The 15,865-nt window shown below is 39.6% G+C and carries 14 protein-coding genes and 1 riboswitch; of the genes, 8 read left to right on the top strand and 6 right to left on the bottom strand.

Annotated elements, in window-relative coordinates:
* Positions 1 to 205: 205 nt before the first annotated feature.
* Complete coding sequence (locus CSV60_RS07815) at positions 206 to 1,459, bottom strand: dicarboxylate/amino acid:cation symporter (protein WP_099636561.1); 1,254 nt, start codon at positions 1,457 to 1,459, stop codon at positions 206 to 208.
* Between the two features lie 532 nt (positions 1,460 to 1,991).
* Here CSV60_RS07815 and CSV60_RS07810 point away from each other — a divergent pair.
* The 4 genes from CSV60_RS07810 (at position 1,992) to CSV60_RS07795 (ending at position 4,774) form a co-directional block, all read left to right on the top strand.
* Entirely contained in the window at positions 1,992 to 2,525 is a 534-nt protein-coding gene (locus tag CSV60_RS07810; protein WP_158233162.1) for a TetR/AcrR family transcriptional regulator, read from the top strand.
* A gap of 440 nt (positions 2,526 to 2,965) precedes the next feature.
* Positions 2,966 to 3,517, top strand: coding sequence for a biotin transporter BioY (locus CSV60_RS07805; RefSeq protein ID WP_099636559.1), 552 nt, complete (start codon positions 2,966 to 2,968; stop codon positions 3,515 to 3,517).
* A 181-nt stretch (positions 3,518 to 3,698) separates the two neighbouring features.
* A complete protein-coding gene (locus CSV60_RS07800; protein WP_099636558.1) occupies positions 3,699 to 4,112 on the top strand; it encodes a universal stress protein in 414 nt (137 codons plus the stop codon).
* Between the two features lie 251 nt (positions 4,113 to 4,363).
* Positions 4,364 to 4,774: a universal stress protein gene (locus CSV60_RS07795; protein ID WP_099636557.1), complete on the top strand. Its 411-nt coding sequence runs from the start codon at positions 4,364 to 4,366 to the stop codon at positions 4,772 to 4,774.
* 55 nt (positions 4,775 to 4,829) lie between these two features.
* Here the strand turns inward: CSV60_RS07795 and CSV60_RS07790 are convergent, their stop codons facing one another.
* A complete protein-coding gene (locus tag CSV60_RS07790; RefSeq protein WP_099636556.1) occupies positions 4,830 to 6,092 on the bottom strand; it encodes a dicarboxylate/amino acid:cation symporter in 1,263 nt (420 codons plus the stop codon).
* A gap of 249 nt (positions 6,093 to 6,341) precedes the next feature.
* On the opposite strand from CSV60_RS07790, the gene CSV60_RS07785 reads away from it, so the two are divergent.
* Positions 6,342 to 6,776: a DUF6526 family protein gene (locus CSV60_RS07785; protein ID WP_099636555.1), complete on the top strand. Its 435-nt coding sequence runs from the start codon at positions 6,342 to 6,344 to the stop codon at positions 6,774 to 6,776.
* Between the two features lie 74 nt (positions 6,777 to 6,850).
* Here CSV60_RS07785 and CSV60_RS07780 read toward each other — a convergent pair whose 3' ends face one another.
* The 3 genes from CSV60_RS07780 to CSV60_RS07770 are packed head-to-tail and all read right to left on the bottom strand — an operon-like array spanning position 6,851 to position 9,656.
* Positions 6,851 to 7,621 carry an energy-coupling factor transporter transmembrane component T family protein gene (locus CSV60_RS07780; protein ID WP_099636554.1) on the bottom strand — a complete coding sequence of 257 codons (771 nt, stop codon included), beginning with the start codon at positions 7,619 to 7,621 and terminating at the stop codon, positions 6,851 to 6,853.
* The gene (locus tag CSV60_RS07775) at positions 7,614 to 9,065 is read right to left on the bottom strand and encodes an ABC transporter ATP-binding protein (protein WP_099636553.1); all 1,452 of its coding nucleotides are present in this window, start codon (positions 9,063 to 9,065) and stop codon (positions 7,614 to 7,616) included. Before CSV60_RS07775 ends, CSV60_RS07780 begins: the two co-directional genes overlap by 8 nt.
* Positions 9,066 to 9,086: 21 nt before the next feature.
* Positions 9,087 to 9,656: an ECF transporter S component gene (locus tag CSV60_RS07770; protein WP_255397309.1), complete on the bottom strand. Its 570-nt coding sequence runs from the start codon at positions 9,654 to 9,656 to the stop codon at positions 9,087 to 9,089.
* An 81-nt stretch (positions 9,657 to 9,737) separates the two neighbouring features.
* A riboswitch (TPP riboswitch) is annotated at positions 9,738 to 9,849 on the bottom strand.
* A 187-nt stretch (positions 9,850 to 10,036) separates the two neighbouring features.
* On the opposite strand from CSV60_RS07770, the gene CSV60_RS07765 reads away from it, so the two are divergent.
* Together CSV60_RS07765 and CSV60_RS07760 are read left to right on the top strand one after the other, a co-directional pair.
* Entirely contained in the window at positions 10,037 to 10,609 is a 573-nt protein-coding gene (locus CSV60_RS07765; RefSeq protein WP_158232053.1) for an exonuclease domain-containing protein, read from the top strand.
* Between the two features lie 228 nt (positions 10,610 to 10,837).
* A complete protein-coding gene (locus CSV60_RS07760) occupies positions 10,838 to 11,710 on the top strand; it encodes a YitT family protein (RefSeq protein WP_099631854.1) in 873 nt (290 codons plus the stop codon).
* Between the two features lie 512 nt (positions 11,711 to 12,222).
* Here the strand turns inward: CSV60_RS07760 and CSV60_RS07755 are convergent.
* Complete coding sequence (locus CSV60_RS07755; protein WP_099636552.1) at positions 12,223 to 13,908, bottom strand: methyl-accepting chemotaxis protein; 1,686 nt, start codon at positions 13,906 to 13,908, stop codon at positions 12,223 to 12,225.
* 541 nt (positions 13,909 to 14,449) lie between these two features.
* Here CSV60_RS07755 and CSV60_RS07750 point away from each other — a divergent pair.
* Complete coding sequence (locus tag CSV60_RS07750) at positions 14,450 to 15,859, top strand: SulP family inorganic anion transporter (RefSeq protein ID WP_099636551.1); 1,410 nt, start codon at positions 14,450 to 14,452, stop codon at positions 15,857 to 15,859.
* The last annotated feature ends 6 nt before the right edge of the window (positions 15,860 to 15,865 follow it).

Below are 15,865 nucleotides of genomic sequence, written 5' to 3'. Positions count from 1 at the left end.
CTCTTGTGGAGGGTTCTACCATTGAGTCACCAGCCAGGTCCAAACAAATAGTAGAAGCTATTAGGGAAACTGGAGGTACGTTCATTACTATCTTTGAAGATGAAATTTTAGAAGCACGCATCAGTCTCCAACATAGAAAAAACCTGCGCGAAAAGCTGCCATGTGCAGTACACATGATGGTTTTCCGTGCAGGAATTATTGAATATTATGCGATACCCGTATTCCTTTGAACCTCTTTAACATCTGGCTCACCTAACACACCTTCCGTTTGTGCAACGACAACGGCACATGCGGCATCACCGGTAATGTTGACGGCTGTGCGCACCATATCAAGTAGGCGATCTACTCCGAGAACGAGTGCAATACCTTCAACCGGCAAGCCCACTGACGTTAGAACCATTGCTAGCATGATGAGGCCTGCACCTGGAACAGCAGCTGTTCCAATACTAGCCAGTACTGCTGTTAACACAACAGTGAGTAACTGTCCCATAGTTAATTCAACGCCATAAGCTTGTGCAATGAAGATTACAGCTGCCCCTTGCATGATTGCGGTACCGTCCATATTAATAGTGGCCCCTAGGGATTGAGTGAACGAACTAATAGACTCGGGTACTTTTAACTTCTCCTGCGCAGTTTTCATAGAAATCGGTAGTGTTGCAGCAGAACTTGCCGTACTAAATGCAACAACTTGTGCTGGAAAGAAGTTTTTAAAGAACCAAATCGGGCTACGCTTACCGATCAATGCGATTGATCCGCCATAGACGAGAATGGTATGGATTACGAGGGCTCCGAGAACTACTCCCATATACATACCCATTACCTTCAGTGCATCTATACCCTGGCTTCCAACGGCTGATGCAATCAAACCGAATGCCCCATATGGCGCGAACTTCATGACAAATGTAATTAGATACATAATGAGTTCATTTGCTTGTTCAAAAAACTCTTTTACTCTATCAACTTTACTACCCATCATGGCCATTCCAAAGCCAACCAATGCGGCAAAGAAGATAATCTGAAGCATATTACCTTCTGCCATAGCGCTAACCGGATTTGTAGGAATAATTCCTAATAGGGTTTCTGCTACTGGTGGAGCTTCTTGCGCTTCATATGTGGCGTTGGCTGTTTCGAAATTACCTCCTTCACCTGGTTTTAGCAATAGACCGAGAGAAATTGCAATAACCAGGGCGATGGCTGTAGTTATCAAGAAATAGCCGATGGTCTTCCCACCAATTCTACCTAATTTCTTCGGATCACCAATTCCAACCGTTCCAAGGACGATAGAAATGAACACCACGGGCACCACTAGCATCTTCATGAGATTCAAGAAGATTATACCAAGTGGTTTAAAAATAAATGCGTCCGCTTGCGTAAAAATACCAGGCGTAAAGATATTCAAAACTAAACCGACAACTACCCCTGCAATAAGTGCAATAATAATATTTCTGGCCAACTTCATAAATATCCCTCCTTCATATAATGTATTCAATTAGTAAGTTAATAATGAAAGCGCTTACTTTCTATTATTCGATATATTTTGCAGAATGTCAACTTAATGTGTTATATACTTAACAGATTAGTAAATAATTAAAGAGAAACAATAAAAGTGTATAGTCGAAGTAGTACCATTTCCAACTATGCATTTCGGAGAAGAAATAGATTGGATGTAAGATATATTTCTGAAGAGGATGTTTAATAGAAGACGTCCAACTCCTAGTATGGCCATTATAAAATTAACTTCAGTCTTTGTATGATTAAATAATGCTGCATGAAAGGCAAAAGAACACGTATTCATTGTTATCATTTGTAGATCAAACCATAGAAATAGATTGATATCTTACAAAATTCAAAGTAGTATTTGGTTTTTATTGTGTACCGCTGTACAATTAGGTTATCAATGGATAATTATTATTTTGAAAAAGGAAGTGGGTCAACTGAAAAAATGAGGCCGACGAGTAGGGGCAGATGGCGAGAAAAGCCGTCAAATACTTTTGGAAATTTCCGCCACGCAATTTGCTGTTCATGGTTTTCATAAAACGAAGATTAGTGAAATCGTGAAGGAAGCAAATGTCACACAGCCAACGTTTTACTTATATTTTAAAAGTAAAGAAGCTGTATTTCAGGAATTAGTCGATATATTCAAAGAAAAATTATATCATCATGTAGCACAAAGCAAACTTCCCGCAGATATAGCAGAAGAAGGGCTAATGGAGCGAATTGTTTATGGTTTATGTGCTGTTTTTGAACTATTCCAGCAGAATGAAGAAGTTGCACGGATTGGTTTTGTTGTTTCAGAAGAAGCCGCTAACATTAAAGAACAAATGACTGCACAATTAGAACGTAATCTTATAGAGGAAGCAGAGCTTGGATATTTTCATACAAATATAAACTTTGACGTTGTCGCTGCAGCAATGGTTGGAGCTATTGAATATCTCGCGATCACTAAACTTTGGACGGGCACACATACACCAGAAGAACTGGCTGAAGAAATTACACTCTTATTTTTACAAGGGTTGAAAAAATAAGAATTGAATACATAGGCATAAGCTTAAATATAGAGTTTATGCTTTTTACTTCTGAAAACATATCAAAATAGGTTGTTAAGCACATGAGAGATGGGACTCCAGTTGAAGGGGTATAATCCATGGATAAATACAAAAAAGAATCAAATTAGACAAGATGATGAAGAATCGCATGAAGGCAGTGAGATCAAACAGTGAAATCATTCAATTTTTCGTAATGCTTAGAATTGATAACATAGTGGAAAAAGATACGTATTTGCTAGGGGGTTTATTACCTTCAGTAGCTAAAATGATAATGGAAGTATAAAAGTCTAAAAAATTGTAATCCATCTAACGCCCTAGAGTAAACAAATAACTAGAAATGATTGACACATATATTTATATACTATAAAATAAACGTCAACACTACTCAGGAAATGGTTTACTCAAAGGGGATTAGACAAATGATAGACTCAAGAAATAAATTAAAAATGATGATTGTAACCGCATTATTCGCAGCCCTTATCGGTGTTATGGCACAGCTAACGATTCCACTGCCATTAGTTCCGATTACAGGACAAACACTGGCAGTCGGTTTAGCAGCGACTATTTTAGGTTCACGTTATGGAACGATCTCTGTACTAGTATATTTAGCGATGGGAGCGGTAGGGATGCCTGTATTTTCAGGCATGTCTTCAGGGTTAGGTGTAATTTTTGGACCTACCGGCGGATTTCTAATTGGCTTTATCCCAACCGCATACATTACGGGTTATTATATGGAGCGCACGAGTTTCAAACTACCGAATGCAATTATTGCAAATATCATTGGAATGTTCATCGCCTTAGCGTTTGGTACAGTATGGCTAAAGTTTATTGCGGAACTTTCTTGGACAGCTGCCGTCATGGCGGGCTTTGTTCCATTTTTAATCGGTGGTTTCATCAAAGCATTTCTTGCAGCGTGGGCGGGTATTACAGTTCGCGGAAGATTGCTCGCTAATCGATTATTGCTCGCTTAATTTAATCTCACAGTATAAAAAACGTTAATTCATATTATATGAGTTAACGTTTTTTTTAGATGTGTTAGTCCATTGGTATTTCACGTTGAGTGGATTAGGAAAGCAGTTGGATTACTGAATATTATCGCGTTCTGGTATATACTAACAATAGCGAGTATTCAAAATAATGGGGGCTGTTAGTATGAAGATTGCTGTAGCTATAGATGGTTCTGAACATGCTTTTCGTGCAGCGAAATATGCGCTGACACTATTAAAAGAAGCACAAGACGCGGAGCTTGAAGTGATTTCCGTAACCGACTATAACAAAGTGGAAGATGAACAACTCCTGTTGCAAAATCTAAAAAGCTTATCCTTATATCAAGATCGAATTGTGAGGCCAGTAGTGGAATTGGCGGAAAAAGTCGGAGTTAAAACGAGTATCACGCTGTTACGAGGAAATCCAGACCATGAAATCATTACACATCTGCAGACAGCAAATGTTGAGCAATTGGTACTGGGTAGTCGTGGAATGAACATAATGCAGGAAGTAGTGCTTGGCAGTGTAAGTCGCAGTGTAATGGAGCAAGCAAATTGTCCAGTAACAATTGTTAAGTAAATGAAGTGGTCATATGATCTTGTTCACTGGACATTTATATTAGAATTATGGTTTTCTGGGAAGCTGATTGTTGGATTTTTGTTAAATAATTGGTAGAATGATTTTGGATTGATAGAACAGGGACTTACTGCTGGACTATACGATCCGTGAAAAGGGTATAGAGTATGAGAATGGAATGTTATGTCTGTGACGGAAGCTGAGAGAAGATCTCAATTGTAAAAACGAAGAAAGTAGTTTTAGGAGGTTTTATCATGAAGATTGCTGTGGCGGTAGATGGCTCAGATAATGCATTACGGGCAACAGATTACGCGATCATGTTAATGCAACAATTTTCTGGAGCGAAACTGGAATTGATCCATGTGATCGACTTTAATAAAGAAGATGAGCGATTGTTAAAACAAAGTCCTAACAGTCTTGCTATGTACCAGAAGAAGAAGATGCAATCTGCATTGAAGTTAGTCAATGATAGTGGAATAGTCGCAGAAGTTACAATGCTCCAGGGAAATCCGCATCAGCAAATCATTAAACACGTAAACACGAATGAAATTGATCATCTCATCCTAAGCAGTCGCGGTTTAAAATTACTTAAAAAGCTAGTTATGGGTAGTGTCAGTCAAAAAGTAATTAAACATGTGAATAGCTCTGTCACGATAATTAAATAAACAATATAAAGCAGAACTGCCGTAGCATATCCTACAGATATGTTACGGCAGTTTTTTAGAGTCTTTTACTGTCGGCGTATGCTGGTTCTGGACTTTGCGTTTTCATATCGGTGATTGAAGAATTATCTTCCCACTTATCTAGTATCACGGCATTGGCTGTATTGCCAAATACGTTCAACAATGTACGGAAGCCATCAGTCAAACGATCCACTCCAGCGACAAGCGCAATACCCGCAAGAGGTAAATTGGCTGCGGCAAGTACAGTGGACATCATAATGATACCTGCACCTGGCACACCAGCTGTACTAAATGATACGACAAGTGCACTGACAATGATTGCTAGGATTTGTGCGCCACTCAGCTGGATATCAAATAGCTGAGCAACGAATAAAGCATTGAATGTCTGCAAAATGCAAGCACCGTCCCGTTTCAAGGCAGTTCCTAAAGGTATCGCAAAACCTGCAATCTCTTCTTTCATTTTAAATTCTTTTTTGCTATTTTCAATAGCGACCGGCAATGCTGCATTAGAGCTAGCCGTACCGAATGCGATACCGAATGTCGGCTGGAAGCTTTTCCAGAAGTGCTTTGGAGACACATGCAGGAAGCTTAAAATAACAAAGTACGCGATAGCCATCAGTGTCAAAGCTAAGATTAATCCTAAAATATAAACAAATAATTTTTGCAAAATATCAAGACCTTGCGTGGCAATTACAGAACTAATTAAGGCGAAAACACCTATTGGCGATAATTTCAAAACAAGCATCGTAATCTTTTCTACGATAGTGTGTACGCTTTCTACGAATGAAAGAAATGGTTTTGCTTGACTGCCAGCCATACGAATTCCGATAACAACAATAATTGCCGTGAAGATAATCTGCAACAAATTCCCTGTGGCGAACGCTTCGAATGGATTGGTAGGAACTATCGAAATCAACCATTCAAGAATACCTTGTCCTTCCTTTGCCTCTCCCGCTGCCACTTCCCCTAAGCCATCTACCATATTCCCGGGTTTCAATACTGAAGCGGTGATGTAACCAATGACAAGCGCGAGTATGCTTGTGCTGATGTAAAGGAATAATAGCTTCCCTGTCAACCGTCCAACTTTTTCAGAGTGATCTATACTAGAGAAACCTACAATCAAAGATGTAAACACAATGGGTACTACTACGAACTGGATTAAGCTCAAGAAAATTTTACCAATTGGGGAAAGTACGTATTCATTCAATTGCGGTACTGCTTGCGGGAGAAAGATATTTACGATAATGCCGAAAATTATACCCGACATAAGACCGACTGTGATTTTTGTTGAAAGTTTCATAGAAAACAACTCCTTAAATCCTTATTGATATAGTAGGTTTAATATAATGAAATATATATGTTTTGTCAATGCTAATAATTCTAACTATTGAAAGAGTGTATACAAGTCGCCAAGTTTATTGAGTCTTGTTCAATAAGATCGAATGGTTTCACGATGAATTGAAACCACTACCTTAAGAAAGGGCAATTATGTATACAACTAATATTAAATCATGTAAGATACCCCTGTAGGTATGTGAGGAGGGACGAGATGAAAGAACAATCGTATGAAAATCATACACGGGTAACACCTTTGCAACACTATATTTGGTTACCATTAAGCGTTCTATTGATTTTGACAACAGCGATCTATGGAATTTATCAATTTGTAAAGCATGGTTTTTCAATGCAGATTATGTTATTATTCGCTGTCATCGTTCTTGCTATTATTCCAGGGATGCTTGCACGGATTTATGCGTTGTCTTTGCAAGATCGATTAATCGTCACGGAAGAACAGCTTCGTTACTTTATGTTGACGGGTAACCGTTTAGCTGCACATTTGACGAAATCACAATGGATTGCATTACGATTTGCTTCAGATGAAGAGTACGTGGTGCTTGCGAATCGAGCAGCAGTGGAAGATCTGTCACCTGATGAAATTAAGAAATCCATAAAATCATGGAGAGCAGATCATCAGCGTGTGTAATGAAAAAAGAGAGCACAGGATCTGAACTAGATCTGTGCTCTCTTTTAATTTGGTTACATATTCTATATCGCTAATTATCGATATATTGATAGCAAAAAGGCTGAAGATAAACTACATATCATGACAAGTAAAAACACCATATCTACCCCGGTATACCGTGTAGGATAATAATACGTCCTCGCAGCACCCATCTGATACTGTTTAGCTTCCATCGCCACGGCAATGCGTTGTGCGCGACGTATACTTTGGGCAAATAGAGGAACTGTATGGGACTGCAATCGTTCATATATACCTCTAAATCCTTTTGAAAACTGGATATTCCGTACTTTTAAAGCATTCCTACGAATTTGCAGCTCTTCAGTGACAGCAGGAATTAAACGAAAAGCTGCAATAAAGCTATAGGCATATTTAGACGGCAGACGAAACTGCTGCATCATAGCATAAAAGAATAGTACGGGTTGGATTGTTAAGATAAACGTAAAGCCGAAGAAGCCAAATGAAAGTGATTTACTCCCGAGCAACAGCGCGTGTTGAATACTCTCTTCGGAAATCTTGAGTAGTCCCCATTGCCACAACACCGTTTCACCCTTACCGAATAATAACATCGTCAATCCAGTGGACAGGAATGAAATGACTAACGGAATGGAAAGCAATAAAAGTTTCTTCAGTGAATAGCCGCTGAATATATAAAATAATATTCCATATAGAATAGCTTGTGAGATAGCAAAAGGTAAACTTTGATTCACAAGCGTAATGATCAAGAACGCAAAAAATACGATGAATTTTAGCGCGGGATTGACTCGGAATAGCCAGGTTTCGCGTTTAGGTGTGAACCAATTAAACACTCTTTGCACCACCAACTTCATTAGCCGTATGCACAACGCCGTCAACTACAGTCCAAACAGCAGTAGCGAAGTTCTCTACTATTTCCGTATCATGCGTAACCATCAAAATTGTCATGCCTTTCGTGCGCAACTGCTCCAATTTCTCAAGAATAGCGAATGTGTTTCGTGCATCCTGTCCAAAAGTAGGTTCATCGAGTAACAGGATATCCGTACTAGGAGTAAGGGCAGTTGCTACACTCAAGCGACGCTTTTGGCCCGTAGATAGTTGATAAGGATGGCGTGAAACGGAATCGGGCAGGTTAAATAAGCGCATCAATTCCTTTGCATACATGTCTGCATCGGCTTTTGGCATACCGTGCAAAGATACTGTTAATTCTTCCGTGATCGAGTTCGTTACAAATTGTAGTTCGGGATTTTGAAAGACGAGCGATAGACCTTTCGGGAGTTGCCGTTTCTTCTTTTTCCACACAATGGCTACGCCGTTCACTTCATAGACGCCGTTAGTCCGAAGCAATTGCATAAGAGATAAAAGCAATGTACTTTTACCAGAACCATTTTCCCCAACAATCGTAATCCAGTCACCGGCCTGTACAGTCGCATGTTTGGCGGAAATCTTCTCCACTAGACCACGATAACCGTGAAAATCCTCGATATGAATTTTCTCTTGTGATGAAACCACTTGACGATTTAGCATCATCAATTGAAATGCATCAGAAGTTTTATATTCTTCCCATACCCCTGGATACCAAATGCCATAACGTTTCAGTTCTTCCTGAAAGTTTGCAAAAATATCTGCAGGTGAACCGTCTGCTAGTATGACACCATGATCATTAAACAACACAACACGATCTACCCAGTCAGCAATCAAATCGATTTTATGCTCCACGATGATCACAGTTTTATCAGCGGTTGCTTCTTTAATAGAAGTCCAAATCTGTTGCGTGCCTTCCGGATCCAGTAATGCGGAAGGTTCGTCCAGAAATAGCACGTCCGGTTCCAATAATAAAACAGAAGCCAATGCCAACCGTTGTTTCATACCTTGAGACATTTCATTGATGGGCGTGTGGGCATCTATCAAGTGCAAGTCTACACGCTTCAACACCTCCTCAATAAGAGGTGCCATTTCTTCACGTGGCACCTGAAGATTCTCTAAAACGAATGCGAGTTCTTCATCGACGTAGGTCATACAGAACTGTGTATCTGGGTCTTGGAAAACGAACCCCCACGAGTCTGGTAACTGAATGCTTGTTGCTTTCATTGGCAGTTCGATAGAGTTCGGGATAATGCCACTCAGTACTTGAAGTAAAGTGGATTTCCCACAACCGCTAGGACCGAGCATGAGAACTTTTTCACCGGACTGAACAGAAAAGGAGAGGTCCTTAAAGACCAAAGCATCTTCTCCAGGAAACTTCAGTCGTAAATCGGTAACGCTGATGTTATTCATAGTTGGATCATACCTCCGCTTTTACTGATCAAGCATCGTATATTCTTTCTTATCGACGGGGCGAATTAGCGATGTCACACCTGTTGCTTCTAGCGCTTTTACAATAAACACAGCGAAAATACCTGTGAAGATGAATGCGCTGATTGCACGTAATCCGTATTTCACAATGAGTGCCCATGTTTCGAGTGCTGCGTAACCATAAATCAAATCAAGTCCGAAACTTGCAAGACATGACGCGACTCCTGCTAACCCTGCAATTAAAATAGAATAGCGTCGATAACGGAATGCAGCGAACAATAATTCAGCAGCAAGTCCTTGTGCGAATCCATACATCAATACTTCAATACCATGGCCGGCAAATGAAGACAAGGAAGCCCCTGCAATACTTGCGATGAATGCAGTACCGGGCTTTCGTAATAATAGGAAGGCAAACGGTCCCACCATGAACCACATACCGTAAAGCAGTTGACGTGCAACAGGCATGATCGGTTTGACGACAGTGTATAAATCATCCCAAAACTTCATGAGCACGCCAAATACAACGCCGATCATGATGGTGATCAATAAATCGGTAAACTTTAACTTTTTCAAACTCTTCCACTCCTCGTTATTTTTTATACAAAAAAGCCGTCTGAAGAGCAGACGGCCGAGGAAGGAAAGAGATTCCTGTATAATTCCATCGATCACGCTCTCTACGCTGGCATTACCCAGATCAGATTAACGGTCAGCAGAGGATTCATCTGCTATCTCAGCCTGATTCTCTCAAGCACCCGGACGGACAATCATGTAAGCAATTCTAGTATACAGCACGTTGAATTGTGTGGCAACTTATGAAATTACTAGACGTTCAATTAAATGCTGACAGTTCAAGTGGAACATATTGTATTGAAATCCTGATATACTAAAAGGATCAAACTGTTCATAATTATATTCTCGATATCATGCAAATAGAGTGTAAAAGGAGTTTTCACATGACAAAACATATAGCATTTATTGACGTGGAGACAACAGGCATGCGTGCCGAGACGAGTGAAGTAATCGAGTTAGGGGTTATGCTGGGAGAGTATGAAGATAATCGTATTGTTCGAGTGGCAGATGAGTATTGCGAGTTTCAAGAACCGTTCTATTCTATCTCCCCGATCATTACCCAGCTCACTGGCATTACCGATCAGATGGTCAGAGGGAAGTCGCTTGATATGGATAGAATACTAAAAATACTAGATCAAGCAGACGGTATAGTAGCACATAACGCATCATTTGATAGGGGCTTCGTTAGTCGACTATTACCTGAAACGCTCGACATGGACTGGTATTGCTCCGTTAGACAAATCAAATGGAAAAATTATGGATTTGAAAACGGCAAACTACAACAATTGCTGAGAGCGCACCGAATTCAAGTGCATAACGCCCATAGAGCGCTCGATGATGCGAAGAATCTAGCTGTGTTGCTGAACTCATCCAATCCCAACTTGGCGGATGATACATTCATCTCGTATTTGATGAATAAAGCCCCAATGAAGAAACCAGCAAAATCAAGATTTTAACTACTAGAAAGACCAGTCATCATGGGATGACTGGTCTTTTCCTTTTCGATACGACTCTTGGGTTACTGCGGCCATGTGGTTTCTATGCTACTACTATATTTAGTTGCGCGTCATGTCATTGATACAAAAAAATACAAAAATCTACTGTCCATGGAATAGTTTATCTAGATAAAAGGGTATGGTAAATAGAAGTATGTGACTTACTAAATAACTGAAAGGAATGAGAAGATGAAAGTAATTACAAAGAAGTCACATAAGAAGTTACGTCTTCTATTGCAAGCCTTTTTCGTCATGATGGGTGCAGTGATTACAGCGTATGGACTTGAGTCAGTCCTTATTCCAAACAATGTATCGGATGGTGGGGTTACAGGACTAAGTATTGTGGGTTCTAAAGTTTTTGGACTTCCGTTAGGTGTATTAATTGCGATTTTAAATATACCGTTTATCTTCCTTGGTTACAAACAGGTAGGTAGGCGCTTTGCAGCACTTTCTGTCGTGGGCATCGTATCCTTAAGCGCCAGTACAAGTTTAATGCATCATATTCCCATCATTGTTCAAGATGATACATTATTGATAACTGTCGTTGGCGGTATCATTATTGGAGTCGGAATCGGAATAGCTTTGCGTAATGGTGGAGCACTTGACGGTATTGATATGCTCGCAGTATTGCTTTCAAGAAAACTCCCATTTGGGACAAGTGATCTAATCTTATTCCTAAATGTTTTTGTCTTTATCGTCGTTTCAACTGTCTTTGGGCTGACTGGTGCGATTATGTCAGCAATTGCTTATTTCATCGCATCGAAAGTCATATCTATCATGGAAATTGGATTTAGTGGTTCCAAAACATTTAAGATTGTAACGGATCAACCTGAATTGATGATAGAAGAGATTCATGAACGTTTAGGTCGAAGTGCTACTTATCAAGTGGTGCAAGGGAGTTTCACGAATAAGGAATTCATAGAAATCACTTGTAATATTTATCATTTGGAAGATAGTAAAATGAAAGAAATCATTCGTGACGTAGACAAAAATGCATTTGTGGCGGTATATGAAGTTGCAGAAATTAAGCGGGGGAATTTTGGCGGGAGTCAACTACGTTAAGTGGGTGTAATTGAAAATATATTTGTCTGTAGAATATAATTGTACAGTAAGTAAGTCTAGCTTTGATAAAAGAGTGTAGGGATTAGAATATTACAACTCCGCAAAAAGAAAATAACAAACAATCACTCACTCATCTGTTTTAAAGGGAAAAGTATCTTGGAGACTAATCCCGCATGTGGAAGTATTATTATTAGTCCTTCACTAACGCAGTGATCTTGATGTTTATTCTTCTATTAAGGGAACATAAAAATCCAGATAGGTTCGCGCATTTAATTTATGGAAAACTGCTGAATTAAATTTCGTTTAACTTTTTAGAGTAGTAAGTTATAATGGAATAGACAATATATAGACTTGGATTAAGTTTTTTGTTTATATATTGCGGTCGCTCCCCGTATAGGGAGTGTGGATTGAAATTGTCGGGAGAGGTTGCAGAAGGGATATTTATTTCTCACCCTCTAAAAAATAAAACGAATCACGTAAAAGCGTCTGCATAGTAGCAGACGCTTTTTCAATCATAAAGTAAATTTTCGTACAAGCGCATTGAGTTCTTCAGCCAATCGGGCTAAATCGTCGGAGTTACTTGCTATTTCTTCTATTGCGCTACTTGCTTGTTGTGAAGATGCTGAAGTTTGCTCCACACCTGCAGCAGACTCTTCAGTAATCGCTGCAATCTCTTCGATGGACCCACTCATTTCCTGACTGCTTTCCGAAATATCTTGAAGGTCGTTCGAGATACTTTGGATCCGATTGACCATATCCGTTACGGCGTCACTTATATTATCAAATGTTTCATTAGTACGTTTTATTTGGATTGTCCCTTCCTCCACTTGCTTATATCCTTCTTGTAATGAATTGGTAACCATAGTGGACTCAGTTTGAATCCGATTGACGATTTCAGTGATATTGGTAACGGACGCGGAAGATTGTTCTGCCAGGGTCCGTACTTCATCGGCCACCACAGCAAATCCTTTACCGTGTTCACCAGCTCGAGCTGCTTCAATCGCTGCATTTAACGCTAACAAATTAGTTTGTGCTGCAATTCCTTGTATAACCAAAACAAGTTGGGAAATTTGTTGTGTATGCTTGTCTAATCCTTCTACGTTTGTCACTGCATTATGGACGATTTGATCGATAATCTTCATCTGTTCCAATGAAGAATCCATCACTTTGCTCCCAGTACTCGTCATGTTCAGCACTTCATTTGATGACTGCTGAATATGGACTCCGTTTTCATTGGCATCCATTACTTTGGAGACGAAGACTTCCATTGAAGTCGACAAACTACTTGCGTTAGTGGCTTGGGATTCAGTGCCGTAAGCCAAATCTTCCATTGTAGTAGCGATCTGAGCAGTACCTATTTTTATTTCTCCAGCAGATTGAGTCAGTTCTTCACTTTGTGATGAAACCGTTTGAGCCACAGTATGTATCTCATCCAATAGTTTGTGCGTATTATTACTCATCTCATTCGTAGATGCGAACAGTTGTCCAATTTCATCTCGCAAATTTGTTTCTAAAGGCGGACTGCTTAAATTCCCGGTAGCGATACGTTTCATTCGTTCCATTACCACGTGAAGAGGCTTGGAAATAGAATTGGCGGTAATGACAGCAACTACCATGCTCAAAAGAATAACTAAGGTTATTACACTTGTAACCAAAATCAATGTATTTTTGCCACTTGCAAGCAAATTCTTTTCAATATCAATAATGATGACTTCACGATCCTCAGCTGCTTTTTCGTATGAGTGCATTAAGCTGCGTGCCTCATCATTCGAGGCCAACAAATTACGTTCAGCCAACTCTTTGTTACCACGTTCATATTCCGCGAAAACATTTTCTGTGATGTACTCCCGCCATTCGACGGTTCTTTGAATCAAATCCTGTATTTCCTTCGAATTTTCCAGATCACTAACAGTGGTTTGATGCTTTACACCATCTTCTGTATATGTATCAAATATCTCTTTGTAGCTTAATTCTCCTGTCATAATATATCCCCTGGAGGAGGCGATTCGATTCGCCATACCAAGTGCCAACTGCTCGTCTGCAATTAATAGAGGCAACTCTTTTTCTAGAATGTTTTTCGTTGCTTCATTATTTGCGTGGAGGGTAGAGAAAATAAACATACCTAGTAAAACTATTAATAAAAGCACAATAGAGAAGCCTGTTAGTAGTTTTGACTTAATACTATTGAATCTAATCATCCGAAATCCTAACTCCTGTCTGTTTTTATTTCATTATACATCCTGATGAAGTTTAAATCTATGAAAATAGGTTAAAAGTCTATTACTTACACTAAATAACATATAGGTCTAGTTTCTTACAATATAAAGAGGTTAAAATCAATTATTCATCTTTAACGTAGAAGACGGTACATTAGATGAAATGAGCATTAAATTAATCTAATAACACGGTCTATAATTTGTTGGAATAGATAAGGATGGCTATTTTGGATCCATTGCGATAGACACAAATAGTCAGTTACTATTTGTGGTTGCTGAGGATTGATTATCTAAATAGTGATAAAATGTTGACTTACTGATACCAGTTTCTTCTTTGATATCGTATATAGTGTTAGGAGGTGTATTGTTTGATTAGTTGGCTGTTCACCTACAATCGGACGAATATATCTATACCCTATGTATCCAGATTGTTTCCTAAAATGATTCTATTATGGGACTAGAAATGATATGCTGTTTGTCTTTTAAGATAGTATGAACTTATTTATGACGAGAGGGGAACAATATGCAAACTTTCCAGCAGCAATGGTTTGGTAATGTGCGCGCCGATATATTGGCAGGTATAGTCGTAGGACTAGCGCTCATTCCGGAAGCATTGGCTTTTGCGTTTATCGTTGGGGTTGATCCGCGTGTCGCGCTATATGCATCATTTACTATTGCCATTATTACTGCGTTTGTCGGAGGCAGACCTGGATTGATATCGGCTGCTACGGGTGCCATGGCATTAGTACTTGTCAGTTTAATGGCCGATCATGGTCTCGAATACGTACTGGCAGCCACTATTTTAACGGGTATTATTCAATTGATTTTAGGCTCACTAGGCGTCGCAAATTTAATGCGCTTCATACCGAACTCCGTGATGTTAGGATTTGTAAATGCGCTAGGAATTATGATTTTTATTACACAGCTACCATATTTGATTGGTTCGGGTATGATGACGTATGTATTTGCGATCGCTACATTGATTTTAGTATATGCAGTACCGCGTTTCTTTACATTGATACCGGCTCCGCTGATTGCGATTGTGGTTATGACAGCCATTGCGCTGTTCAGTGGAGTTAGATTACAATCGATCGGAGATTTGGGGGCGATGCCGAGTTCATTGCCAACATTCTTTTTCCCTAATATTCCATTGAACTTTGAGACCCTGAAAATTATTTTACCGTATTCATTGGCACTGTCGATTGTCGGGTTACTAGAGTCGTTGCTGACTTCGCAAGTGCTGGATGACATGACAGGCACACCGAGCAATAAAAACCGTGAAGCACGCGGACAGGGTATTGCTAACTTCATCACTGGATTCTTTGGTGGAATGGCAGGCTGCGCGTTGATAGGGCAATCCGTCATAAACGTCAAATCGGGTGGTAGAGGTCGATTATCTACATTGACTGCTGGAGCATTTTTACTGTTTTTGATTATGGTATTAGGGGATTTGGTCGTCAAAATTCCGATGCCTGTTCTTGCAGGCGTCATGGTTATGGTGGCGGCTACGACTTTCAACTGGGGATCGTTTAAATTTCTTCGAACTGCACCACGATCAGAATCTATTGTTATGCTGATAACAGTGGTGATTATTTTATACACGCATAACTTGGCAATTGGTGTAGTGATCGGGGTTGTTCTAAGTGCATTATTCTTCGTTGCGAAGATATCGCGTGTCTCGGTAACGAATAAAGAGGGTATCTATAAAATACAAGGTCCATTATTTTTTGCTTCTACGACGAAGTTTATCCAGGCATTTGATGAGATACATGAAAAGCAAATTGTTATTGATTTTGAAAATAGTCAGCTGTGGGATGAATCTGCAGTGGGTGCCATTTTAAAAGTGGTATCAAAGCTTGAAAGTAAAGGGACAGCAGTCACGATTCGTGGACTAAATTCTTCAAGTGAACAATTATATGAAAAATTATTGTGAGGGAGT

Source organism: Sporosarcina sp. P7, assembly GCF_002743425.1.
Taxonomy (GTDB): domain Bacteria; phylum Bacillota; class Bacilli; order Bacillales_A; family Planococcaceae; genus Sporosarcina.
This window is presented reverse-complemented; position numbering and strand designations above follow the sequence as displayed.

Coding starts and splice junctions, on each gene's coding strand:
- CSV60_RS07790 (WP_099636556.1), bottom strand. CDS start 6,092: ATGAAACTTTCAACAAAAATCACAGTCGGTCTTATGTCGGGTATAATT.
- CSV60_RS07815 (WP_099636561.1), bottom strand. CDS start 1,459: ATGAAGTTGGCCAGAAATATTATTATTGCACTTATTGCAGGGGTAGTT.
- CSV60_RS07750 (WP_099636551.1), top strand. CDS start 14,450: ATGCAAACTTTCCAGCAGCAATGGTTTGGTAATGTGCGCGCCGATATA.
- CSV60_RS07765 (WP_158232053.1), top strand. CDS start 10,037: ATGACAAAACATATAGCATTTATTGACGTGGAGACAACAGGCATGCGT.
- CSV60_RS07805 (WP_099636559.1), top strand. CDS start 2,966: ATGATAGACTCAAGAAATAAATTAAAAATGATGATTGTAACCGCATTA.
- CSV60_RS07775 (WP_099636553.1), bottom strand. CDS start 9,065: ATGAATAACATCAGCGTTACCGATTTACGACTGAAGTTTCCTGGAGAA.
- CSV60_RS07755 (WP_099636552.1), bottom strand. CDS start 13,908: ATGATTAGATTCAATAGTATTAAGTCAAAACTACTAACAGGCTTCTCT.
- CSV60_RS07785 (WP_099636555.1), top strand. CDS start 6,342: ATGAAAGAACAATCGTATGAAAATCATACACGGGTAACACCTTTGCAA.
- CSV60_RS07800 (WP_099636558.1), top strand. CDS start 3,699: ATGAAGATTGCTGTAGCTATAGATGGTTCTGAACATGCTTTTCGTGCA.
- CSV60_RS07795 (WP_099636557.1), top strand. CDS start 4,364: ATGAAGATTGCTGTGGCGGTAGATGGCTCAGATAATGCATTACGGGCA.
- CSV60_RS07760 (WP_099631854.1), top strand. CDS start 10,838: ATGAAAGTAATTACAAAGAAGTCACATAAGAAGTTACGTCTTCTATTG.